The sequence below is a fragment of the uncultured Acinetobacter sp. genome (genome assembly GCF_947626835.1).
In the GTDB taxonomy this organism is placed as follows: Bacteria; Pseudomonadota; Gammaproteobacteria; order Pseudomonadales; family Moraxellaceae; genus Acinetobacter.
Genome location: NZ_CANQTS010000020.1, coordinates 13,387 through 36,011 on the forward strand (window position 1 = coordinate 13,387; position 22,625 = coordinate 36,011).

23 protein-coding genes are annotated in these 22,625 nt (G+C 40.6%); 13 read left to right on the plus strand and 10 right to left on the minus strand.

What is annotated here, in order from left to right:
* Positions 1-46 precede the first annotated feature (46 nt).
* The 3 genes from purC to dapA are packed head-to-tail and all read right to left on the minus strand — an operon-like array spanning position 47 to position 2,311.
* Entirely contained in the window at positions 47-766 is a 720-nt protein-coding gene (gene purC, locus Q0Z55_RS08765; RefSeq protein ID WP_297427159.1) for a phosphoribosylaminoimidazolesuccinocarboxamide synthase, read from the minus strand.
* 36 nt (positions 767-802) lie between these two features.
* Positions 803-1,399 carry a lipoprotein-34 precursor (NlpB) gene (locus Q0Z55_RS08770; protein ID WP_297427237.1) on the minus strand — a complete coding sequence of 199 codons (597 nt, stop codon included), beginning with the start codon at positions 1,397-1,399 and terminating at the stop codon, positions 803-805.
* A 15-nt stretch (positions 1,400-1,414) separates the two neighbouring features.
* The gene (gene dapA / locus Q0Z55_RS08775) at positions 1,415-2,311 is read right to left on the minus strand and encodes a 4-hydroxy-tetrahydrodipicolinate synthase (protein ID WP_297427162.1); all 897 of its coding nucleotides are present in this window, start codon (positions 2,309-2,311) and stop codon (positions 1,415-1,417) included.
* Positions 2,312-3,046: 735 nt separating this feature from the next.
* Here dapA and mhpT point away from each other — a divergent pair.
* The 3 genes from mhpT to Q0Z55_RS08790 all read left to right on the plus strand — a co-directional run bounded on the left by mhpT (position 3,047) and on the right by Q0Z55_RS08790 (position 5,967).
* A complete protein-coding gene (gene mhpT / locus Q0Z55_RS08780) occupies positions 3,047-4,270 on the plus strand; it encodes a 3-(3-hydroxy-phenyl)propionate transporter MhpT (RefSeq protein ID WP_297427164.1) in 1,224 nt (407 codons plus the stop codon).
* Positions 4,271-4,388: 118 nt separating this feature from the next.
* On the plus strand, positions 4,389-5,039 hold the full coding sequence (pncA, locus tag Q0Z55_RS08785; RefSeq protein WP_297427166.1) for a bifunctional nicotinamidase/pyrazinamidase: 651 nt from the start codon (positions 4,389-4,391) through the stop codon (positions 5,037-5,039).
* The gene (locus tag Q0Z55_RS08790) at positions 5,032-5,967 is read left to right on the plus strand and encodes a bile acid:sodium symporter family protein (RefSeq protein ID WP_297427170.1); all 936 of its coding nucleotides are present in this window, start codon (positions 5,032-5,034) and stop codon (positions 5,965-5,967) included. Before pncA ends, Q0Z55_RS08790 begins: the two co-directional genes overlap by 8 nt.
* A 30-nt stretch (positions 5,968-5,997) precedes the next feature.
* Here the strand turns inward: Q0Z55_RS08790 and Q0Z55_RS08795 are convergent, their stop codons facing one another.
* Positions 5,998-7,251 carry a hypothetical protein gene (locus Q0Z55_RS08795; RefSeq protein ID WP_297427173.1) on the minus strand — a complete coding sequence of 418 codons (1,254 nt, stop codon included), beginning with the start codon at positions 7,249-7,251 and terminating at the stop codon, positions 5,998-6,000.
* 77 nt (positions 7,252-7,328) lie between these two features.
* On the opposite strand from Q0Z55_RS08795, the gene serB reads away from it, so the two are divergent.
* The 3 genes from serB to Q0Z55_RS08810 all read left to right on the plus strand — a co-directional run bounded on the left by serB (position 7,329) and on the right by Q0Z55_RS08810 (position 9,575).
* A complete protein-coding gene (gene serB / locus Q0Z55_RS08800) occupies positions 7,329-8,549 on the plus strand; it encodes a phosphoserine phosphatase SerB (protein WP_297427177.1) in 1,221 nt (406 codons plus the stop codon).
* 154 nt (positions 8,550-8,703) lie between these two features.
* A complete protein-coding gene (locus Q0Z55_RS08805; RefSeq protein ID WP_297427180.1) occupies positions 8,704-9,003 on the plus strand; it encodes a hypothetical protein in 300 nt (99 codons plus the stop codon).
* 101 nt (positions 9,004-9,104) lie between these two features.
* A complete protein-coding gene (locus Q0Z55_RS08810) occupies positions 9,105-9,575 on the plus strand; it encodes an SCP-2 sterol transfer family protein (protein WP_297427183.1) in 471 nt (156 codons plus the stop codon).
* Positions 9,576-9,604: 29 nt separating this feature from the next.
* Here Q0Z55_RS08810 and dtd read toward each other — a convergent pair whose 3' ends face one another.
* Positions 9,605-10,045 carry a D-aminoacyl-tRNA deacylase gene (gene dtd, locus Q0Z55_RS08815; protein ID WP_297427185.1) on the minus strand — a complete coding sequence of 147 codons (441 nt, stop codon included), beginning with the start codon at positions 10,043-10,045 and terminating at the stop codon, positions 9,605-9,607.
* 235 nt (positions 10,046-10,280) lie between these two features.
* Between dtd and Q0Z55_RS08820 the strand changes: the two genes are divergently transcribed.
* The 3 genes from Q0Z55_RS08820 to Q0Z55_RS08830 all read left to right on the plus strand — a co-directional run bounded on the left by Q0Z55_RS08820 (position 10,281) and on the right by Q0Z55_RS08830 (position 12,755).
* Positions 10,281-11,801 carry a catalase gene (locus tag Q0Z55_RS08820; protein ID WP_297427188.1) on the plus strand — a complete coding sequence of 507 codons (1,521 nt, stop codon included), beginning with the start codon at positions 10,281-10,283 and terminating at the stop codon, positions 11,799-11,801.
* 166 nt (positions 11,802-11,967) lie between these two features.
* Entirely contained in the window at positions 11,968-12,426 is a 459-nt protein-coding gene (locus tag Q0Z55_RS08825; protein WP_297427240.1) for an ankyrin repeat domain-containing protein, read from the plus strand.
* A gap of 134 nt (positions 12,427-12,560) precedes the next feature.
* The gene (locus tag Q0Z55_RS08830; RefSeq protein WP_297427191.1) at positions 12,561-12,755 is read left to right on the plus strand and encodes a CopG family transcriptional regulator; all 195 of its coding nucleotides are present in this window, start codon (positions 12,561-12,563) and stop codon (positions 12,753-12,755) included.
* A gap of 62 nt (positions 12,756-12,817) precedes the next feature.
* On the opposite strand, the gene Q0Z55_RS08835 is transcribed toward Q0Z55_RS08830, so the two are convergent.
* Positions 12,818-13,174 carry a roadblock/LC7 domain-containing protein gene (locus tag Q0Z55_RS08835; RefSeq protein WP_297427195.1) on the minus strand — a complete coding sequence of 119 codons (357 nt, stop codon included), beginning with the start codon at positions 13,172-13,174 and terminating at the stop codon, positions 12,818-12,820.
* Positions 13,175-13,547: 373 nt separating this feature from the next.
* Here Q0Z55_RS08835 and pncB point away from each other — a divergent pair, with 373 nt between their 5' ends.
* From pncB to asd, 3 genes are all read left to right on the plus strand, one after another.
* Positions 13,548-14,753, plus strand: a complete 1,206-nt coding sequence (gene pncB, locus Q0Z55_RS08840) for a nicotinate phosphoribosyltransferase (RefSeq protein ID WP_297427198.1) — start codon at positions 13,548-13,550, stop codon at positions 14,751-14,753.
* A 106-nt stretch (positions 14,754-14,859) separates the two neighbouring features.
* Complete coding sequence (locus Q0Z55_RS08845; RefSeq protein WP_297427201.1) at positions 14,860-15,696, plus strand: sulfurtransferase; 837 nt, start codon at positions 14,860-14,862, stop codon at positions 15,694-15,696.
* The gene (gene asd, locus Q0Z55_RS08850) at positions 15,693-16,544 is read left to right on the plus strand and encodes an archaetidylserine decarboxylase (protein ID WP_297427204.1); all 852 of its coding nucleotides are present in this window, start codon (positions 15,693-15,695) and stop codon (positions 16,542-16,544) included. Before Q0Z55_RS08845 ends, asd begins: the two co-directional genes overlap by 4 nt.
* A gap of 32 nt (positions 16,545-16,576) precedes the next feature.
* On the opposite strand, the gene phoR is transcribed toward asd, so the two are convergent.
* Together phoR and phoB are read right to left on the minus strand one after the other, a co-directional pair.
* On the minus strand, positions 16,577-17,935 hold the full coding sequence (gene phoR / locus Q0Z55_RS08855) for a phosphate regulon sensor histidine kinase PhoR (RefSeq protein WP_297427207.1): 1,359 nt from the start codon (positions 17,933-17,935) through the stop codon (positions 16,577-16,579).
* Between the two features lie 2 nt (positions 17,936-17,937).
* Entirely contained in the window at positions 17,938-18,648 is a 711-nt protein-coding gene (gene phoB / locus Q0Z55_RS08860) for a phosphate regulon transcriptional regulator PhoB (protein WP_297427210.1), read from the minus strand.
* 504 nt (positions 18,649-19,152) lie between these two features.
* On the opposite strand from phoB, the gene Q0Z55_RS08865 reads away from it, so the two are divergent.
* Complete coding sequence (locus Q0Z55_RS08865) at positions 19,153-19,989, plus strand: SDR family NAD(P)-dependent oxidoreductase (RefSeq protein WP_297427213.1); 837 nt, start codon at positions 19,153-19,155, stop codon at positions 19,987-19,989.
* A 12-nt stretch (positions 19,990-20,001) separates the two neighbouring features.
* On the opposite strand, the gene Q0Z55_RS08870 is transcribed toward Q0Z55_RS08865, so the two are convergent.
* On the minus strand, positions 20,002-21,369 hold the full coding sequence (locus Q0Z55_RS08870) for an MATE family efflux transporter (RefSeq protein WP_297427215.1): 1,368 nt from the start codon (positions 21,367-21,369) through the stop codon (positions 20,002-20,004).
* Positions 21,370-21,439: 70 nt separating this feature from the next.
* Positions 21,440-22,594: a methionine aminotransferase gene (locus tag Q0Z55_RS08875; RefSeq protein ID WP_297427218.1), complete on the minus strand. Its 1,155-nt coding sequence runs from the start codon at positions 22,592-22,594 to the stop codon at positions 21,440-21,442.
* Positions 22,595-22,625 lie beyond the last annotated feature (31 nt).

Below are 22,625 nucleotides of genomic sequence, written 5' to 3' on the forward strand. Positions count from 1 at the left end.
AAAAAAACCGAAGCATCAGCTTCGGTTTTTTTAAACTTGCTCTGAATTAAAGATCAGATAAGTCGATACCAATACGTGTAGCAACTTCTTCGTATGCCTCAACCACACCGCCTAAACCTTGACGGAAACGGTCTTTATCAAGCTTTTTCTTAGTGTCTTTATCCCATAGACGGCAGCCGTCTGGAGAGAATTCGTCACCAAGTACGATACGGTCGTGGAACACACCAAATTCAAGTTTAAAGTCAACAAGAAGCATGTTACCTTCAGCAAATAGTGCTTTAAGAACATCGTTCACTTGGTAAGTGAGTTCTTTCATGCGAGCAAGTTGCTCTGCATTTGCCCAACCCAATGCAATCGCTTGAGATTCATTGACCATTGGATCGCCAAGAGCATCATCTTTAAAGAATAATTCAAATGTTGGCGGAGTTAACTCTTTACCTTCTTCTACACCTAGACGACGGCAAAGCGAACCTGCAGCATAGTTACGAATGACACATTCAACAGGAATCATTTGTAATTTTTTCACTAAAACTTCAGTTGGCGTAAGAAGTTTTTCAAAGTGAGTTTCAATGCCGGCAGCAGCAAGCTTTTCCATAATAAAGGCGTTAAAACGGTTGTTCACCTTACCTTTACGCGCGAGCTGTTCAATCTTTTCACCATTGAATGCAGAAGCATCATCGCGGAAGACTAAGACTAAGTGATCAGCACTATCTGTTTCATAAACAGATTTAGCTTTACCAGTATAGAGCAAGGTTTGTTTTAACATGAGGGGAACCTTTTGCATAAAAAATGCCTAGTACGACTAGGCTGGCCAATTTTGGTAAATCTGGGTTAACAACTGCGCGGCAAGCTCTTGATTTGCAAAACTGCCATCTGTGTTGAATACAGCTAAAGTTTGCGTAGAACCTAAAGAGGTCAATTTGATGACAACAGCTTTGCCATCAAGTTGGACAGAGGCTTGATAACGATATTTGCTTGAACTTGTCACGGGGTAATTAAGGCTACTTAAAGTGGCAAGGGTATACTGCCAAACTTCATTGCTTTCACCTTCCATTTTAAGTAATGGATTTTGATTACCATCGACCAACGGGGTTGGGCGTGAGGTCGTTGTTGTCATTGTTTGAGCGGGCGTTGCTTGAGCCAACTGTGGGCGTGGCAAATCAAAACGATTGCCTTTGCTATTTTCAAATGCAGGTGCATTTTCAATGGCTAAAGGGTCAACTGTTGGCGCAGGATACAGCGGCGTTGATGGGCGTACCATCGCACCTTCAGGATATTGCAAAGGGCTCAGTTCAGTTGCTTTTTTATAGTCTAATGAACCATTGTCAAGTACAACCGAATTACAACCAACTAAGCTGATCGCGGAAAATGCGAGAATAAAACCAAAACGTAACTGCATCATAATTTGCTCTTATTAAATGAGGCCCACTTCCTTAAGTGCTTCACGAAGTGGCGCGCGATATGCTGGGGCAAGTGGAGTTAACGGTAAACGAATACCTGACTCAATCAAGCCCATTTCATGAAGTGCCCATTTCACAGGAATTGGGTTTGATTCACAAAATAAAATATTGTGAAGATTTGCAATTTTTGCATTTAAAGCAGCAGCTTCTTGGTGCTGACCTGCCAAACCTGCGGCACAAATTTCACTCATTGCTTTTGGTGCAATGTTAGCAGTCACAGAAATGTTACCTAAGGCACCTTGTTCAATCAGTTGATAGGCTGTGGCATCATCACCTGAATACACAGACATATTTTTTCCCTGTAAACCTGCAAGTAATGCTGTACCACGCGCAACATCGCCTGTTGCATCTTTAATACCCACAATTTGTGGAATATCTGCAAGACGAATCACAGTGTCATTGTGCATATCAACGCCAGTACGACCTGGTACGTTATAAAGGATTTGAGGTAAATCTACAGCTTCAGCAATCGCTTTATAGTGTTGATATAAACCTTCTTGGGTTGGCTTATTATAATAAGGGGTCACCAATAATGCAGCATCTGCACCTAAAGCTTTGGCTTCTTTTGTCAGCTCAATTGCTTCATGTGTTGAATTTGCACCCGTTCCGGCAATAATTGGAATGCGCTTGTTGGCAACACGAATAATTTCTTTAATTACTTGTGTGTGTTCTGCCATGCTCAAGGTTGAGGCTTCACCCGTTGTACCCACTGCCACGATACTGTTGGTACCTTGCTCAATGTGCCACTCAACGAGCTTCTCAAGACCCTTCCAATCTACGCTGCCATCTTCAAACATAGGGGTGACGATTGCGACAATTGAACCCTGAATGGTCTGTGCTTGTTGAGTCATTTGAAAAAATATCCTATTTGTCCATCCGATTACGGTTAGAAAAACATGAATTTGGATGGATTTGTATTTTGATTTGTAAGTAAATCAACGTGATTTTTTGAACGCTGAGTCTACTTAGCTAAATTATGACTGATGAAACGCATAAGAACAATATACTTTTTTCATCGTCGATAAAAACAATAGCTAAAGTTGAGAAAAGATGGGGTCGTTAAACTTTTACTTTCTCTGCATTAGACATGTTCAAGGTAAAGCAAATTGTAATTAAACACTAGTAATTTTCTGAATATTTATATAAGACTTAAGCCATAAAAACTCATGCAAAAAGTTATTTTGTGGTGCTTTATGCTAGTTTTTTAATCAATTTAAGATTAAATAGCGATTATCATATATCTATAATGTATATTTAACGGATAATAAATAACTGTAAATGATCTGTTTAGAATAGGTTAATAATTGCTTTTAACTATTAATCGCTTTCTAGGGATTTTTTTGTAAAAATCAATAACTTGAGTAATTAATACTAATTTACTCGGATTTTTTGACTAAAATTAAATCATATTAATTGATTTTAAGACTATCAAAATCACTCAGAAAAAAAATAACTTTCCAATAAATTATCAATATACCCTTTCTAAATGCGCATTTTCTTAAACTTATTGATAGCTCGTATAGAGATGCACTCTTCGCCATGATTGCTGGCTAAATTGGCCACTGATTGCAACAAAGGAGTATCCAATGCAAAGATCAGATAACAAACACGCGGTGACTACAGTCGCGATTTGTTTCCTTATTGCCGTGATTGAAGGTCTAGATATTCAAGCTGCAGGTATTGCAGCTGCCGGTATTCGTGAAAGTTTCGGCTTAAATAGCTCTCAACTCGGTGTGTTCTTTAGTGCAGGGATTCTGGGTTTATTACCCGGTGCACTTGTTGGTGGTCGTATTGCCGATCGTATTGGTCGTAAGACGGTATTGATTTGGTCGACTGCAATTTTCGCTGTCTTTACTTTATGTACTGTATGGGTCAATAGCTTTAACAGTTTACTTGCAGTACGTTTCTTAGCAGGTGCAGGTTTAGGTGCGGCGATGCCAATCTTAATTACTCTTGCATCGGAAGCGGTATCTCCACAAAACCGTGGTCGTGCTGTAGGTCTTATGTACTGTGGTATGCCAGTGGGTGCTGCAATTTTATCGTTAATTGCAAGTACAGAATTTGGTGCGAATTGGAAAAATATTTTCTATCTAGGTGGTTTATTACCGATTATTGTAATTCCAGTGATGATGTGGTTATTACCTGAATCTAAGGAATACTTAAAAGCCAAAGATTTAGCTGCACAAGCGCCAGTAGGTTCAGCAGCTCAAGGTGGATCTTTTGCAGATCTATTTAACTCGCAAAATCTGCTGCGTACCTTATTTATTTGGGTAAGTTACTTCTTTACATTGATGGTGGTTTACATCATGTTAAGTTGGTTACCTTCATTGTTCCAAGAGCTTGGCTTTAGCCGTAAAGAAGGTGCAACTGCACAGTTCTACTTCATGGTCACTGCAACGATTGGTACGATTATTCTTGGTATGTTAACTGACCGTTGGAAAAAATCTTACGTTATTATCTTAATGTACGGTGGTATTTTAGCAGGTCTTATCGCTTTAAATGCGGCAGGTTCATTAACACAAATGTATCTTGCTTCTGCTTTAGTGGGTGCGTTCGTGATTGGTTGCCAAGGCGTATTATATGCTTTTGGTGGTATTGTTTACCCAACTGAAGTACGTGCAACCGGTGTTGGTGTTGCCTCTGCGGTAGGTCGTGTAGGTGCAATGCTTGGACCTGCCATCGCTGGTTCATTATTGACAGCAGGCTTTGGCGCTACAGGTGTAATCTCAGCTGCTATCCCATGTATTATTATTTCAGCAGTATTTATGCTGATCTTAGTGAAACGTATGCAAACTCAAGACGCGCAATAAGTTTCAACCTTGATATAGCCCACATGATGTGGGCTATTTTTTTGCCTAAAAAACGTAGCTTAACCATCTATAGATCCGCTAGGATGCTAACAAAATGCAATGTTGATGGATAACGAACATGAACAACAAAAGTGTCTTATTGGTGGTTGATGTACAAAATGGTTTTACACCGGGTGGTCATTTAGCAGTGGCTGCTGCCGATCAAATTATTCCGTTAGTTAATCAATTGGCAGCGCAATTTCAACAGGTTGTGCTGACCCAAGATTGGCATCCTGTTGATCATATTTCCTTTGCCGAACAACACCCAGATAAACAGGCTTATGACAGTGTGCAACTGGATTATGGCAATCAAGTGCTATGGCCAACACATTGTGTACAAGGCACGCATGATGCCGATTTTCATCCCGATTTAAATATCAATCATGCCCAACTGATTATTCGTAAAGGCGTTAATCCACACATTGACAGCTATTCTGCCTTCCAAGAAGCAGATCGAAAGACTACGACAGGTTTGGCTGGATACTTACGTGAACGTGGCATTCAACGTGTATTTGTAGTGGGAATAGCCACCGACTTTTGTGTAGCGTGGAGTGCCATAGATAGTGCCAATTTAGGCTTTGAAACCTACGTGATTGAAGATGCCTGCCAAGGGATAGATCTAAATGGTTCGCTGGCGCAAGCATGGCAAGCAATGCAACACGCAGGGGTACATAAAATTCAGGCAGCAGATGTTGCGCAAATTCTAAATGCAGATCAAAACCATGCATAAATTTTTAGGTTTTTCTAATTTTATACAAAAGACGTTTGCGCTTTGGGTACTGCTCTTTGCCTTACTTGCAATGCTCAGTCCAAATACTTTTATATGGCTTAAAAGCTATATTCCGTGGATGCTCGGCATTATTATGTTTGGTATGGGCATGACCATGACTTTGGCTGATTTTAAAGGTGTGATGCAAAGTCCTAAAGCGGTGTTGATTGGGGTGGCGGCACAGTTTATCGTAATGCCAAGTTTGGCTTTTATGTTATGTAAGCTGTTTAATTTAGCGCCTGAAATTGCCATTGGGGTAATTTTAGTGGGTTGCTGCCCCGGTGGTACGGCATCTAATGTCATCACCTATATGGCAAAAGGCAATACAGCGCTGTCGGTGGCATGTACGTCGGTGTCGACTTTACTAGCACCGTTACTGACACCAGCAATTTTTTACTTGCTTGCCAGTCAATGGATTGAAATTAATGCATGGTCGATGCTGACTTCAATTTTACAAGTGGTGCTGTTACCGATTGTATTGGGGCTTATTGTACGTGGTATTTTAAAACACAATATTCAATATTATATGCCGGCGATGCCATTGATTTCAGTGGTGGCGATTGTAGCCATCGTGGCAGCCATTATTGCTGGCAGTAAGGGACAAATCTTAGAGTCAGGATTATTAATTTTAGCCGTGGTAATGCTGCATAATGGTTTAGGCTACTTACTTGGTTATTGGGCAAGTCGTCTGTTTAAATTACCTTATGCCGATGGTAAAGCGATTGCCATTGAAGTGGGAATGCAAAATTCAGGTTTAGGAGTAGCTTTAGCCGCGGTGCATTTTGCTGCATCACCAATTACGGCTGTACCAAGTGCGATTTTTAGTTTATGGCACAATATCTCAGGACCTGCACTTGCCACCTATTGGGCGAGTCGTCATCAAGATTAAAAAAAAGGGATGCGATGCATCCCTTCATTCTTATGCATTGCTTGCAGATTTACTCTTTAAAATCTCACTACGGATCTGTTGAGCGACTTCAGCAGTTTGCGCGTCCATACCACTGATCATAAAGGCATGACGAGTCAGGGCATTGCTTGGATTAGGCAGGGCCACCAATTCGTAATGATCACTCAATTGTTTGAGTAATTCATTGGCCAATTGCAAGGCACTTTCTTTGGCTACTAGCTGTTGCACTAAACGCTCTGCTGCTTGTGCCGCAGACAAGTGCATAGCAGGCACGGCAGTCGATAAAGCGGTGCGTGTTTGTAGCACAAAGCGTTTATCCTCACGGTAACGCTTATACAGCACCTCAGACAGCAATTGGAACACGTTGCTAATCATCACCAAACATTTCACTGCATCGGCTTTTTCAGAAGACACGCTCAGCATCGCGCCGTGTTCATTAAAGTTCTGTACCAACACCACATCAGGACTATTGAGTTTGTAATGCTGTAAACATAAGTCGATACTTTTGTTTAAGAACAACTGACACAAATTAAAATATGGCACCGCCACAGTTGGACTGACCGAATTGAGTAATTGTTTCGGGTCATAATATTGAATACTTAATGCCACCGCAGATTGATCAAGCACTACAGGTTTAATCTCTTTGAGCTTAGGTTTGTTTTGCGCTTGTTGCTCAATTTGTGCCAATGCTAAAGCTGTATTGTGCTTTTCTTGCTCTAAAGCTTGGCTTAGGGTTTGTAATTCATGTTTTAGACGCGCTTCGTGATTAATACGTTCTAAATATTCTTTACGGCTTGGGCGGGCAATGGCACGGTAAATCAGCCACAACACGCTATGGGCAATTAAAGACACCAAAATCATGAGCCATTGGTTACGCAAAATCTCGCCTGTACTTGGTTGCACGAGGGTAATTTCAATGCTGCCAATTTTTTGTTCATTTTGGATGGCATCGCGAACGAAGACTTCACCTTCACGGGTTTTGGCTAAGCCACCTGTGGCTAAGACCTGTTGATTGGCATCTAAAATACGAATTGAAGCCACACTTGGATTGGTGGCATAACGATTCGCTAACAACGCTAAAGACACCGTATTGGCGGGCTCAAGCTCAGTTAAACTGTCTGTAACCAATTGGCTGGTCATCAACTGACCTTGATTGGCACGGTTTTCATTCAGTTGATGAGTTGTGGCTAACACCAATAAAAAGGTGTGTAGGGCAAAACTTACAATGAGTAGGCTAGCAAATAGCCCTTGTCTAGGCGCATTCAACGTAAACTTCCAAGGCAATTCGATTCAATTTCGATTATGATTCTAACAATAGTTGTAGCTCAGACCCGAGTCAATTCATGCGAGAAATCATTCTTATTTCATTTTTAGGGCCAGACCAACCTAATCAGTTTACTCGATTAATGCAGGTGTTGTCCGTTCATTCCTTACAAATTCTTGATGTCGGTCAAGCCGTCATTCACAACCAGCTCACTTTAGGCATTGTGGTTGCTTCAGAAGACCAAACCGCAACCGCGCTTGCGATGAAGGAAATTCTGATTTTAGCACACGAAATTGGCTTAACTGTGCGCTTTAAACCGATTACTCAAGTGCAATATGAGCAGTGGGTCAGTGAAGGTGGGCGTACACGTTATATTGTCACCGCGCTTGCCCCTGAGCTTGAAGCCTCTCATTTACAAGCCGTAACTCAGATTGTTTCAGAGCAAGGCTTTAACATTGAAACTGTAACCCGTCTTTCAGGGCGTCCAGTACTCAATGAGCCAGAACAAAGTAAACGTGCGTGTGTTGAGTTTGGTTTAAAAGGCCAAATGCTCGATGCAGCAGCCATGCGTGCAGCGTGTTTGAGTTTGTCTAATGAACTCAATATGGATATTGCAGTACAAGAAGACAATGCTTACCGCCGTAATCGTCGTTTAGTCTGCTTTGATATGGATTCAACTTTAATTGAGCAAGAAGTGATTGATGAGCTTGCCATTGAAGCAGGTGTAGGTGCGCAAGTGGCTGAAATCACCGAGCGTGCTATGCAAGGGGAGCTTGATTTTCAAGAGAGTTTCCGTGCCCGTGTTGCGCTGCTCAAAGGTATGGATGCTTCAGTGCTTTCTAAGATTGCTGAGCGTTTAACCATTACCGATGGTGCAGAACGTCTGATTTCAACCTTAAAAGCACTGGGTTACCGTACTGCGATTTTATCGGGTGGTTTTCAATATTTTGCCGAATATCTACAAGCAAAATTAGGCATTGATGAAGTGCATGCCAATATCTTAGATATTCAAGATGGCGTAGTCACAGGCGAAGTCAAAGGTCATATCGTTGATGGCGCGCGTAAAGCCTTATTACTCAAGCAAATTGCTGATGAAATGGGTATTTCACTCGAGCAAGCCATTGCGGTAGGCGATGGTGCCAACGACTTACCTATGCTTTCAATTGCAGGCTTAGGTGTGGCTTTCCGTGCTAAGCCATTGGTACGTGAAAATGCCAAACAAGCCATTTCAAGCGTTGGTTTAGATGGTGTGTTGTACTTGCTTGGCGTGCATGATAAAGACTTAAATCGTGATGCATAACTATTGAGCATCAATTAAAAAACGCAGCTTAAGGCTGCGTTTTTTTCACGACAAGGTATGTCGTTTTGAGTGCTCGCTTACGTTTTTTTATAGCTTCAATTGCGCATAATAGCAGCGACGAATTTAGCGAAAGCGAACATTGCGGAGCTGATGAATGATTGTATTACTGTTGATAAACGTGGTGGTATTGTACTTTGCCGCGCCTGATCGCCGTTATGTGTTGGCGGCACTCACTTTATTGATGATTGAACTGTTTACCTTAAGCATGATGTGGCTATTTAATTTATCTAGCTTGATGGCTTATGGTTTAGGATTTGCCTTGTTGATGTTAGGTTTAGTTGTATTATTGTTGCGTGAAGATCGTCATTTACAACAACAAAATAAGTCGCCACAGCAGCCTATTGAACATACGCCTTTAGAGAGTGACAGCCATTATCTTGCACATAAGTTTTGATTTTTATTGTCTTGGCGCTCGCTTAGCGCTTGTTATACAAAATAAAATTTAAATTGTGCTAGCATGCATAATTTATAAACAATTAAAAATAGGCTGTTTACATGAAATTTCCAAAACTCCCTGTGGTGAAGTTACCGCTGGTTGATGTCAGTACCGATCCGCTTGATTTATTGGTCAGTGGTTTAGTGTTACGCATGAAGCAACTTGCCCGCAGCAATCCTAAATTTATTGACCTGATTCAAGAGCGTCAATTTCGTTTAGAGATTGCAACGCAGCAGGGCATGGTCCGTCAAATTGTGGTAGATCATGGCAGAGTTTCAACAGTTTCAGGACGTCAAGCAGCCGCAGATTTTGTTTTAGAATTTGAAAACAGCGAACAAGCGGTAAAAACTTTAATCAAAGGCGATACTTCAGCCATTATGAGCGGTGTACAAAACGGTTCGATTAAAATGGAAGGTGATTTTAGTTTGTTGGTTTGGCTTAGCCGTAGTGCACAGTTGGTCGTGCCTAAACAAGTGAAAACTAAAGTTAAGCAAGTGCGCCGTTTGATCCAGCAAAAAATGGGTCGTTAAGATAAAGCCCGCAATCGCGGGCTTTATTTTTATTCAATGTCTAAGTTAAAAGTCACCGGTCCATCATTGACCAAATGCACTTTCATATCGGCGGCAAAAATACCGGTTTGTACATGCGCAAATTGGCTTTTGGCATATTCAACCAATTGTTCATATAAAATTTTAGCTTCTTGAGGTGGCATTGCCGGCCCAAAATCAGGGCGTAAACCTTTTTGAGTTTGCGCCATCAGGGTAAATTGTGACACCAACAACAAACCACCACCGGCTTGGCTGATGTTCCAACCCATTTTGCCTTGCTCATCATCAAAAAAACGATACTTTAAAATCTTATCAATCAGCTTTTTGCCTTTGTCTAAATTATCGTCTTTGCCCAGTCCTAAAAAAACCAAAATACCGTGTTCAATTTCACCTGTGATTTGACCATCAACTATAACTTTTGCTTCTAAAACTCTTTGTAATAATGCGCGCATAAATTAACCAAAATCATATATTTCTCAGCTTGTTTTCAATTGTAGCAAAACTACATAATCCCTCGTAATGATAAAAAATATTAGCCTTTAAATCTTTGATAGAAAAATATTTTTGATTTATTAAAGATCAATTTAAGAAAACGATGAAGCTAATAAAAATTATCATTTTTACCTCTAAACTAAATTTTAGTACCTTATGCTCTGCAGGAAAGGTATTTATTGAGAGATGACATTCATGTTTAAGCGTTCTTTGCTCGTAGCAATGCTTGCAGCAGTGACTGCTGGTGTTCAAGCTTCGCCATTAACTAAAGACAATGGCGCACCGGTTGGCGACAACCAAAACTCTATCACCGCTGGTGAATATGGTTCAGTTTTATTACAAGACGTACAATTGGTACAAAAATTACAACGTTTTGGTCGTGAGCGTATTCCTGAGCGTGTAGTACACGCGCGTGGTACAGGTGCTTATGGTGAATTCGTTGCAACTAAAGATTTATCTGATCTTACTGTTGCATCACTTTTCAAAGCAGGTACAAAAACCCCTGTATTCTTACGTTTTTCTACCGTAATTCACCCGAAGGGTTCACCAGAAACTTTACGTGACCCGCATGGTTTTGCAGTTAAATTTTATACTCAAGAAGGTAACTGGGACTTAGTGGGTAACAACTTACCTGTATTCTTTATTCGTGATGCAATCAAATTCCCTGATTTCATTCATGCAATGAAGCCATCTCCAGTGAACAATGTTCAAGATCCAAACCGCGTATTTGACTTCTTACAAAGTCAGCCTTGGGCGGTGAATATGTTGACTTATGTTTACTCAAACAACGGTATTCCAACCAGCTACCGTGAACAAGATGGTTTTGGCGTACATGCATTCAAACTTTACAACGATAAAGGCGAATACAAGTATGTGAAATTTAACTTCCGCTCTAAGCAAGGCGTAAAAGGTCTTAACCTTGAACAAGCTGCAATGATGCAAGGTAAAGATTTCAACCACTTAACCAATGATCTTTATAATAACATCAACGCGGGTAAATTCCCTAAATGGGATCTTTACATCCAAGTATTAGATCCAAAAGATTTAGACAAGTTTGACTTTAACCCACTTGATGCAACTAAGATTTGGCCAACAAACTTAGTACCAGAAACAAAAGTAGGTACGTTAACGCTTAATCGCATGCCGAAGAACTTCTTCAATGAAACTGAGCAATCAGCTTTAGCACCTGCGAACTTAGTACCGGGTATCGAGCCATCTGAAGATCGTTTATTACAAGGTCGTATCTTCTCTTACTCAGATACTCAAATGTACCGCTTAGGTGCTAACCACCAGCAGCTTCCTGTAAACCGTCCAATTGTTGCTGTAAACAACAACAACCAAGAAGGTTTCATGAATATGTCTGAGCGTGATTCTAATGTGAATTACGAACCAAGCCGTATGGAGCCAAAACCTGCAACAGCTAAAGCCAAAGCTGTAAACACACCACTTGACGGTACTGTTCTTCAACAAGCAATTAAGAAAGAACAACCGTTTAAGCAAGCAGGTGAGTTATACCGTTCATATTCAGCTCAAGAAAAAACTGACTTGATCCGTAACTTAGCTGCCGACCTTGGTGCAGTAAAAGATGCAGAAACCAAGCACATTATGTTGTCTTACTTCTACAAAGCTGACGCTGACTACGGTACGCGTTTAACAGCAGCTGTGAAGGGTAACCTTGCAACTGTTAAAGCAAAAGCTGCTCAATTAAAAGACTAATTTTAATTAGTCCTTGAGATTGGTGATTGGTGCATCTCGGAAATCACCTCCGTTAAGTCCTGTAAAACTCAATTCCTTTCCTGCACCCTAGGGGAGTTTTACAGGCACTATTGGTTTGACATCATTCAATCTATCTATAGGAACAACCATGAATTTATTGAAAAGCATGCTGCTGACTGTAGCTTTAGGCTTGTTTGCTGGATCAAGCCAAGCACAACCAACACATGCAGCAGTCAAACAACCTGCTCAACAAGAATTGATTGATCTTTATTTTGCCGCGGCTCGTACAGGCAACCATGAAGTCATTCAAGAGTTTTTAAAGCATGGCTTCCCCGTGGATATTAAAAATCACGATGGTTATACCGCTTTGATGATGGCCAGTTATTACGGACATCAAGATATTGTCAGCACTTTAATTGAGCAAGGGGCTGATCGTTGTTTACGTGATCATAAAGGCAATACAGCGTTAATGGGCGCAATTTTTAAATTGGAATGGTCAATTGCAAAGCAACTTAAAAATGTGGATTGCGATGTAAATGCCAAACAAACGGGTCAAAAAACTGTAGCTGAATTTGCCAAAGTCATTGGACAAGATGAAAAGCTCAAACAGCTTTTAAAAGAGTAATCTATAGGATTGATTAAGGTCGATGGCGATCGACCTTTTTAAGCTTAAGTTAAAAAACAAACGATAAAATACTTGAGAAAGTTAAATGTTAATCATATTATAATTTTATGTGAATTTAAGATCTATTTTGAATTATGGAAAATAAAACAGCGCGTCTAACTGTACTCATCGACCCTATAAAAAAGCAAGCCTTTGAAGAACTCTGTGCAGGTCAAGATCTCAAACCTTCTCAGGTTGTGCGTCAATTGATTCGGGATTATTTAAAGCAGCATGGTGTTGATTACTCAACTAAAATGCAACAAGCTAATGCTTCTGAACGTGGTGAATAAATGCGTTTTTAAGCATAAAAAAATCTGTCATTGATGACAGATTTTTTTATGTCAGTTCACAATTAAGCGAAATCTAAACCTTTTTCAAAGCCACGTAATTCATGACGTGCCATTGCAAGGTTTGATTTTTGACGGTCTAATACAAGGTACAAGAACAACTCATCGTTACGGTCAAGCGGACGCATTAAGTGATATTGTTTACCTAAAGTAATTAAAATATCTTCAATTTTGTCATTTAGTTGTAGTGCTTTTGCAGTTTTTACTTTTGCACGAATTACTTCAGTGTTACCAGCAGCTGCTAATTCTAAGTCTAAACCACTACCTAAAGTTGCTAGTGCAAGGCCACTTGAGCTGTCTACAAGTGCAGCTGCTACAAAGCCGTCAATTTCTGCTAATTCATCTAAAGTCAATTTAGCCATGGTGGGTCCCCTGGGTGGTATAAAAATAGAGTAAAGATTTTACTTTTTTTAGCAAAACAATACATTTTTTGCTAAGAACTATGCTAATTAAAAAGCTTATCTATTGCAATAAAATATAATTAAAAAAATATTTAATCATCATTAAATTAACATAATATGTTAATGTTTTGTGATGTGGTTATCAAAAATAATAAGAACAGTCTAAATGCTAAGTGAAGTTAAACTGATTAATTAAAAACTAACATGACTTTATGCGCCAAATGATGACAGATATACATTAAAAATGTAAAAAATGCCCCAGAATCGTTTTTTTTGATTTGCAACTGTCAATTAAGTTTTTATAGTGAAGATAGGAATTCTTCACGAGCAGAATATGCAACCCATCATTCAATCCTTGCTGGATACTGACCTGTATAAATTTACCATGCTACAGGTGGTATTACACAAATTTCCTCAAACGCATAGCGTCTATCATTTTCGCTGTCGTAATTTGGAGCAGACTGAATATCCTTTGGTTGATATTTTGCCTGAACTCCAACAACAGCTTGACTACTTATGTGAACTTAAATTTAAAGAAGATGAACTGACTTATTTACGTAGTTTGCGTTTTATTAAAAGCGACTTTGTTGATTATTTAGAATTGTTCCAACTCAAACGTCGTTTTATTAAAGCGGGTATTGACCATGAAGGTCGTTTGGATATCTGGGTCGAAGGACCAATGGTACAGGCGATGATGTTTGAAATCTTCGTGCTGGCCATTGTGAATGAGTTATATTTTAACAAGATCCGTTCAGCATCTGTCTTAGAACAAGGTCAGCTGCGTTTAAAAAATAAAATCGCCTTAATGCAAAGCTATCAAGCGCAGCAAAATCCTGAAGATCCGCCATTTTTGGTGTCTGATTTTGGTACGCGTCGTCGTTATAGCTTTGAATGGCAAAAACATGTGGTACAACAATTTCATCAAGCCGTACCTAATATTTTCCGTGGTACCAGCAATGTCTTTTTAGCCAAAGAGTTGAATATCACGCCAATTGGTACTATGGCACATGAGTTTTTACAAGCTTTTCAGGCTTTAGATGTGCGGTTACGGGATTTCCAAAAGTCCGCGCTTGAAACATGGGTGCAAGAATACCGTGGTGATTTAGGTATTGCTTTAACCGATGTGGTTGGCATGGATGCTTTCTTACGTGATTTTGATTTGTATTTTGCCAAGTTATTTGATGGTTTGCGTCATGACAGTGGCGACCCTTATGAATGGGGGGACAAAGCCTATGAGCATTATAAAAAGCTCAAAATTGACAGTAAAACCAAAATGCTTACCTTTAGTGATGGTCTAGATGTGGAAAAAGCATGGCAGTTGTATCAATACTTTAAAGACCGTTTTCAAGTCAGCTTTGGTATTGGCACGAACTTAACCAATGACATGGGGCAAACACCACTCAATATTGTGTTAAAACTGGTGGAATGTAATGGTCAGTCGGTGGCAAAAATCTCGGATAGTCCGGGCAAAACCATGACCGATAACGACACATTCTTAGCCTATCTACGTCAAGTATTTGATATTCAAGAAGCTGAATAAATGACAGATGTGCTGATTTTTTGCTTATCATTGCTTAAAAATCAGCACAAGTATTGCAAAACGCTATGCTAATATTTTAAGCGACCTTGATATAACGATTACAACGATGACCCATTTCAATTTTGATTTGCTGATTGAAGCCGAAGATGTTGTGCCATTTTTAGGGCATGAGCAATTACGTATTGTTGATTTAAGCCGCCGTTCGGTATATGAACAATTACATATTCCCGGTGCTGTGCATCTAGCGCCAAAACTTTTGGTGCGTCAAGAAGAATATGCCTCAGGTTTATTACCTGAGCTTGAGCAATTACAAAGCCTCATTGAATATTTACAGATTTCTCCTGAGCACCATGTGGTGGCTTATGATGATGAAGGGGGCGCTTGGGCTGGGCGTTTAATTTGGAATTTACATTGTCTTGGCTTTGAAAACACTAGTTTAATCAATGGTGGGATTCATGCATGGCTAGCAGCGCAACTACCCACCTCTTCTGATGCAGTACAGCTACCCCAAATAGCCAATTTAGTGAAGGCTGAGCTGAATTTGCAATACCGTATTGAATATGATGAGCTGCTTGATTTAGTTGAACGCCAAAATATACAACTCTGGGATTGTCGTACCGAAGATGAATACACCGGTTTACGTTTAGCTGCGCGCCGTGGTGGACATATTCCGGGGGCACGACATTTTGAATGGAGTACTGCCCTTAATCGGCAAAATCATCTAAAATTGCAGCCTTTAGAACGTACCCAACAACGCTTAGAACATTTGGGTTTTAATCTGAATGAGCCTGTGGTGGTGTATTGTCAGTCACACCACCGTTCTGGTTTGGCTTATATTGTCGGACGTTTGTTAGGGTGGAATATTCGCGCCTATGATGGTGCATGGAGTGAATGGGGCAATCGCCTCAGCAGTCCAATCATTACTGGAGAGTTGCCGTCTTGAGCCTCACATCACGTTTAAAACAACAGATTTTTATTAAAGCGCAAAACGTTGTCCCACAACATCAATTGTCACGTATTGTGGGTAAACTTGCTGCAACAGAACAGCCACTGCTTAAAAATGCGGTGATTACTGCATTTAAGGCGCAATATGGCATTGATATGTCAATTGCTGAGCAAGACAACGCATTAAAATATAAATCATTTAATGAATTTTTTACCCGTGCTTTAAAAGAGGGTGTACGTGCAGTTGACCAAGAGCCAAGTAGTATTGTGTCACCTGCTGACGGTGCTATTTCACAAATTGGTGGCATTGTAGAGGGTGATGTTTTTCAAGCCAAAGGACAAAGCTTTTCGGTAGAAAAACTGATTGCTGATCCACAGCTGGCTGAACCGTTTAAAAATGGGCAATTTGCGACTGTATATTTATCGCCAAAAGATTATCACCGTGTGCATATGCCATTTGCAGGTACGTTAACTGAAACTTTGTACGTACCGGGTGAGTTGTTTTCGGTAAACCAAACCACCGCTGAAAATATTCCGGGTTTATTTGCCCGTAATGAGCGTATGGTCTGCTTGTTTGATACTGAGCTAGGTCGTATGGCGGTGGTGTTAGTCGGTGCGATGATTGTGGCCGGCATTGAAACGGTTGCGACAGGTAAGGTCAAACCAACAGGGCGCTTAGAGCTGAATCAACATGATTTATTCTTAGAAAAAGGCGCAGAACTTGGACGTTTTTATTTAGGCTCTACTGCAATTGTTTTGTTTGAACACAACAAGATCCAGTGGGATCCAGCATTTGGCGCCAACTCTGCGGTGGAAATGGGCAAAGCCTTGGGGCATATGCTTTAATAAAAAAAATCCCTCAAATTGAGGGATTTTTTTTACAGCATTTTATAGAGTCTTTCTTTCGGAAAAATGACTTTAAATAATGAACCTTGATTTTCTTTAGATTCAATTTCAAGGTGCGCGTTATGCTGCATCAATACGTGTTTTACAATGGCTAAACCCAAACCTGTACCACCGGTTTGACGGCTACGTGCGCTATCAACCCGATAAAAACGTTCGGTTAAACGTGGTAGATGTTTAGGGTCAATGCCGATGCCTGTGTCCTGCACCGTTAAGATGCCTTGTTCACCATCATCATGCCAACCAATGGTGACCGTGCCGCCTTTTGGCGTGTATTTAATGGCATTGGTAATGAGGTTAGTAAAGGCACTGGCCAATTCGCTGTCCGAACCAATCAAATCACAATGACTGTCGATGTCTAGATTCAAAGTATGACCGTAATCAACGTTATAGGCTTGTGCATCATCAAACAATTGATTCATTAAAGTTGGCATATCAATAATTTGATTTTTCACAATACTTTTATCATTTTCTAGGCGTGATAAGAGCAGTAAATCATTCACCAAAGCATTCATGCGTCGTGTTTGCGATTGCATCTGATCGAAAGCACGTTTCCAACGCGGATTAATATCTTCTTGGTCGGTAAAAGTTTCGATATAGCCACTTAAAACCGTCAGTGGGGTACGTAATTCGTGCGAAATATTATCGACAAAGTCTTTACGCATTTGCTCAAGGTTATGCATACGCGTGACATCGTAAGCCACCAATAAACGACTTTCACCACCAAAACGGGTCATTTTGACTTGCACATAATGGTCTTCAAAAACTGAAGATTTCATTTTAATGCCATCAGGTGCATCATCAATATGATGAAAGTACTCAATAAAAATAGGCTGACGCAAAATGGTTAATAAACTACGGCCACGGTCTAAACTTTGAAAGCCTAATAAGCGCTCGGCTGCAGGATTCCACCATTCAATTTGATGGTTTTCGTCAATTAATACCACAGCTTCTTGTAATGCCACCAAAGACGATTGAGCACGATCAATTAAGCCTACCATCTCTGCTTGTACAATACGTTCTTGGCGTTGCGCCCGATAAACATTGAACAACAATGCGCCCCAAATCCCATCTAAGTTTGGTGGAATATCGTAAGGACGATTAGAAATCCAATCATTAACCAAATATAACGAACGCATTTGCAAAGCAAAAAACAGTGCACATGCAAACAAAATGCATGGGCCTAAATACCCTGTACCAAAACCAATCAGTGTTGCGATGAGTAGAAAAAATGCCAATAAACGCAAGTCTTGTTTGGCAAATGCCCATAGACTGCTGTAGCGAAACTGTTTATGTTCGCGGGCAATCTCAGGCACGGGGTAGGGTTCATACATAGTTAACCTAAAGCAACATCCGCGCGGGTTGAGAAGCGATAACCTGTACCACGTACAGTTTGTACATAACGGTCAGCGCCAAACGGTTCTAAAATTTTACGTAAGCGACGAATATGCACATCAATGGTGCGGTCTTCAATGTAAACATTACCACCCCAGACTTGATCAAGCAATTGGGCGCGGGTATAAGCGCGCTCAGGATGGGTCATAAAAAATGCCAATAAACGGTACTCAGTTGGACCCATTTCTAAAATGCTTTGTCCAAAGCTGACACGTTGACTGACCGGATCTAAGATTAAGCCATTGGCATCAATTGGCTTTTCACCGCTTAAGGCATTGGCACGGCGTAACACAGCTTTAATGCGTGACACCAATTCACGGGTAGAAAATGGTTTGGTCATGTAGTCATCGGCACCGGCATCTAAGCCTTGTACCTTATGATCTTCTTCACCGCGCGCTGTGAGCATGATGACTGGAATTTCAGCCAAGTTTTCATCGCGTTTTAAACGACGGCACAAATCTATACCGCTCACACCACCGGGCATCATCCAATCCAATAGGATTAAAGATGGGCGTTGATCGACAATCATTTGATGCGCCTGCTTTGCATCTTCCGCTTGCAAGCATTGGAAGCCTGCCATATCTAAAGCAGTATGCAGCATTTCGCGAATCGGCAATTCATCATCGACAATTAAAATGTAGTCATCTTTCACAACGCAATATCCTATGTTTTGATCACGGTTTATGACAGGCTTATTACAAAGACTAATTATGACAGTATCATTGCAAAAGCTAAGCTGTGCGGAGTTTTAGTAAAAAAATGTGACTGTTTTTAGAATGATTTTTGATACTTAATCTATGAATAAGGCAACTTTAAACGGCTTAATATTGCTGATATTACATATGAGAAAACTAACATGGCATGGTAAAGCTTGATTTAAATCTATTGTAAATCAGGGTTTAAGCTAAGCATTGCGTGAGATAAAAAAATCCAGTGGCTATTCATAGCGCAAGCTAAAAATGCCTTTAAATTAAGTGATTAATACATAAAATCTGTATTTCGGCCAAGTGTCATAATCATTGCAAGATGTTGCTATAGAAAATTGCACGGAAAATTTAAGAATTAAGCTGCTGTAACTTTGAATGAATCGTTAGTATGACAGTGACAAAAACTGTATTTCTTATAAGATGTGATTTTTTTCTTGAGCAGATAAGCGATGCGCTATTTTGAAAATAAAGTTGCAGCAATTACTGGTGCCGGCTCAGGTATTGGTCAACAATTGGCAATTTTACTGGCCAAAAAAGGCTGTCATTTGGCGTTAAGCGACATCAATGTACAGGGTTTACAAGCCACGCGTGACTTAATTACAGACAAGGTGATCATCAGCTTAACGGTGGTAGATGTAGCACAAAAACATCAAGTGGAAGCATGGGCAGAACAAGTGATGCAAACCCATCAGCAGGTGAATTTTATTTTTAATAATGCTGGTGTAGCACTGGGTTCCACGGTAGAGGGTGCAAGCTATGAAGAACTTGAGTGGATTATGGATATTAATTTTTGGGGTGTGGTCTATGGCACCAAAAGCTTTTTGCCTTTCATTAAGCAAAGTGGTGCAGGGCATGTGGTGAATATTTCAAGTGTTTTTGGTTTAACAGCGCAGCCAACGCAGTCGGGTTATAACGCAAGTAAGTTTGCAGTACGAGGTTTTACCGAAGCTTTGCGTCAAGAATTAGATCGTCAAGCATGTGGGGTGAGTGCACTGTGTGTGCATCCAGGTGGGATTAAAACCAATATTGCCAATGCTGCACGTATGAACCAAAGTTTGGCGAGTTTAGGCATAAATGTGGATGATTCAAAGCGTAGTTTTAATGATTTTTTACGTTATCCAGCTGAAAAAGCTGCCGAGCAAATTTTGGAGGCTGTAATTAAAAATAAGCGCCGTGTTTTGATTGGCAATGACGCAAAATTTTTAGATCTATTACAACGTCTATTGCCAAGTGCTTATCAAGTGATACTGCAAGGTTTAAGTCAATTACGCGATAAGTTGAAGTAAACCCACGATATATTAAACCAACGCAGTAATGGTTTTTTTCTTCCAGACAAATTGATAGTACAGACCTTGCATGAGGCATAAGCTAAAAAATGCCAATGCATAGGCATACCAAATGCCTTGTAAGCCCCACCAATGGCTAAACAAATAAGCACAAGGCACTTCAATCAAAATAATCGCCACAATATTAATGATCATGGGTACAGTGACCGTGCCACTGGCGCGCATAATTGAGGCAAAAATGGCACTGGCGCCAAAAAATACAATTGACCACAACACAATAAATAACAGTTGTTGTCCTAGCTCAACCACTTTGGGGTCGGTAATAAACAACGCCATTAAATATTTAGAGGCTAAATAGCCTAAAATCACCAAGCCACCGGTAAACACAACATTCATGCCTAAAGCAGTACGTGTGACTTTGTTGAGTAAATCTGATTTACCTGCACCAATGGCTTGTGCGGCAAAAATAGAAGCAGCAATTGCAATAGATAGGGCTGGAAATTGAATATAGTTGAGTACTTGATTGACCGCACCATAAGCGGCCGTGGCTTCAGAACCATAACGATTGACCAAGCCCACAATCACTAAACCTGCCACAGACGTAGTCACCATTTGAATACCGGTAGGAATCCCTAAACGCAAAATAATTTTACTGAGTTTAGGTTGATGCCGAATTTGGCGTAACAAAGCTCGGTCAGGTTTTAAAGGATGATTACGCTTATTGAGATACACGGCTAAAAATAAGAGCACTGCCATATAACCCACAATGGTTGCCACAGCAGGAGCAACAATGCCTAATTTTGGAAAACCAAAATAACCGGCAATTAACACTGGGGTAATCACCAAACCAATCGCGCTGGTCAGGCTCAATGCAATAAGCGGAGTGATACTGTCACCCACACCACGTAAAATAGAGGTATAAATAATATAGACAAACAACAACGGGCTACCGCCCAACATCCATTGGACATACGGCAATGACAAATGCATCACGTTTGGGTCTGTACCCAATAACAATAGAATTTGCTTGGCAAAAATCACCCCAAAAGCAGCCACAACTGTGCCGCCAATCAGCGTCATAAATAAAGTCGAACCCACCACACAACGGACTTTTTCTACATTTTGCGCGCCCCATGCTTGACCCACAAGCACAGTGGAACCCGCCGATAGACCAATCACAAATGCCATTAAACAAAACAAAATCGGGAAAAATACCGCCACCGCAGCAATCGCATCCACGCCCATCATTTGTCCTACAAAAATGGTATTAATGGTGCCAGATAGGTTTTGTAAAATATTGGTGGCAATTAAGGGCAATAGAAAAATCAAAAAGGTTTTCCATAGCTTACGTTCGCCCATTAAAGTTGGCTGTTGTGGCATAGGTGATCCTGTTGTTGTTATGTACTCAGCTTAACCAAAGCTTAACCGCGTTGTCTGTAGAATTTTTGCATTAACAATTTGTTAGAATTTTTGCAGCTTGCGCTAAGGTTTGATCTTGTTTGGCAAAACAAAAACGAATTAAACGCAAATCTTGTGGGGGATGTTGATAAAACACTGAAATTGGAATGGCCACAATGCCATGTTGATGGGCAAGCCATTGGCACATTGCAACATCGTCTAAATCGGGACGGATGGCAGAATAATCCAGATTTTGGAAATAAGTACCTTGTGACGGTGTGAAGATAAAACGTGAATCTTGCAGTCCGCTATTAAACAGATCACGCTTGCGCTGATAAAACGCGCTTAAGCCTTGAATATGCTCAGGATGCTGTTGCATAAACTCTGCTAAAGCAGCCTGCACTGGGGTCACACCGCAAAAATTGGCAAATTGATATACCTGACGGAACAACTGCATCAGATGTGGCGCTGCAATACAGTAACCCGTTTTCCAACCGGTCACATGAAAAGTTTTACCAAAGGAGCCGACCACCACACTACGCTGCCTTAACTCAGGAAAAGACAGTGCTGAAAAATGTCTGTGACCGTCATACACCAAATGTTCATAGACTTCATCTGAGAGCACCACAATATTACTTGCTTGAATGAGTTCAATCAGATTCAGCCAATCTTGTTTTGACCACATACTGCCGCTTGGATTATGTGGTGTATTGACAATAATCATGCGGGTTTTGGTGTTGATAGCATCTTTAACCTGTTGCCAAGGGACTGAAAAATCAGGTTGTTGCAAGGCAATACGAACTGCTTTAGCACCAACCAGTTCGATGCTTGGAGCATAGCTGTCATAGCTTGGGTCAAATACAATGACTTCGTCACCTGCATTGACCAAAGCTTGAATGGTGCTAAAAATCCCAATGGTGGCTCCGGGAGTAATGCTAATTTCAGTGATCGGGTCAAGTTGAATATGATCACGGCTTAAAAATAACTCGGCGACTTGTTGGCGTAAGCTCGCTAAGCCATCACCGGGTGCATATTGATTGCTGCCGTGTAAAGTGGCATGGCTTAAACTTTCTAATAAGGCTTGTGGTGGGGCAAAATCGGGAAAACCTTGCGATAAATTGAGCGCCCCCAATTGCTGTGCCAGTTGGCTCATGATGCTAAAAATAGTCACCCCTTGGTTGGGTAATTTAGAGTGAAGTTCTAGCATGGCAGGCTCTTATTAGAATGAAATGATGCTT

Bases quoted from the DNA above. Each gene is read 5' to 3' on its own strand.
- purC (WP_297427159.1), bottom strand. From the start codon at position 766: ATGTTAAAACAAACCTTGCTCTATACTGGTAAAGCTAAATCTGTTTAT.
- Q0Z55_RS08770 (WP_297427237.1), bottom strand. From the start codon at position 1,399: ATGCAGTTACGTTTTGGTTTTATTCTCGCATTTTCCGCGATCAGCTTA.
- dapA (WP_297427162.1), bottom strand. From the start codon at position 2,311: ATGACTCAACAAGCACAGACCATTCAGGGTTCAATTGTCGCAATCGTC.
- mhpT (WP_297427164.1), top strand. From the start codon at position 3,047: ATGCAAAGATCAGATAACAAACACGCGGTGACTACAGTCGCGATTTGT.
- pncA (WP_297427166.1), top strand. From the start codon at position 4,389: ATGAACAACAAAAGTGTCTTATTGGTGGTTGATGTACAAAATGGTTTT.
- Q0Z55_RS08790 (WP_297427170.1), top strand. From the start codon at position 5,032: ATGCATAAATTTTTAGGTTTTTCTAATTTTATACAAAAGACGTTTGCG.
- serB (WP_297427177.1), top strand. From the start codon at position 7,329: ATGCGAGAAATCATTCTTATTTCATTTTTAGGGCCAGACCAACCTAAT.
- Q0Z55_RS08805 (WP_297427180.1), top strand. From the start codon at position 8,704: ATGATTGTATTACTGTTGATAAACGTGGTGGTATTGTACTTTGCCGCG.
- Q0Z55_RS08810 (WP_297427183.1), top strand. From the start codon at position 9,105: ATGAAATTTCCAAAACTCCCTGTGGTGAAGTTACCGCTGGTTGATGTC.
- dtd (WP_297427185.1), bottom strand. From the start codon at position 10,045: ATGCGCGCATTATTACAAAGAGTTTTAGAAGCAAAAGTTATAGTTGAT.
- Q0Z55_RS08820 (WP_297427188.1), top strand. From the start codon at position 10,281: ATGTTTAAGCGTTCTTTGCTCGTAGCAATGCTTGCAGCAGTGACTGCT.
- Q0Z55_RS08825 (WP_297427240.1), top strand. From the start codon at position 11,968: ATGCTGCTGACTGTAGCTTTAGGCTTGTTTGCTGGATCAAGCCAAGCA.
- Q0Z55_RS08830 (WP_297427191.1), top strand. From the start codon at position 12,561: ATGGAAAATAAAACAGCGCGTCTAACTGTACTCATCGACCCTATAAAA.
- Q0Z55_RS08835 (WP_297427195.1), bottom strand. From the start codon at position 13,174: ATGGCTAAATTGACTTTAGATGAATTAGCAGAAATTGACGGCTTTGTA.
- pncB (WP_297427198.1), top strand. From the start codon at position 13,548: ATGCAACCCATCATTCAATCCTTGCTGGATACTGACCTGTATAAATTT.
- Q0Z55_RS08845 (WP_297427201.1), top strand. From the start codon at position 14,860: ATGACCCATTTCAATTTTGATTTGCTGATTGAAGCCGAAGATGTTGTG.
- phoR (WP_297427207.1), bottom strand. From the start codon at position 17,935: ATGTATGAACCCTACCCCGTGCCTGAGATTGCCCGCGAACATAAACAG.
- Q0Z55_RS08865 (WP_297427213.1), top strand. From the start codon at position 19,153: ATGCGCTATTTTGAAAATAAAGTTGCAGCAATTACTGGTGCCGGCTCA.
- Q0Z55_RS08870 (WP_297427215.1), bottom strand. From the start codon at position 21,369: ATGCCACAACAGCCAACTTTAATGGGCGAACGTAAGCTATGGAAAACC.
- Q0Z55_RS08875 (WP_297427218.1), bottom strand. From the start codon at position 22,594: ATGCTAGAACTTCACTCTAAATTACCCAACCAAGGGGTGACTATTTTT.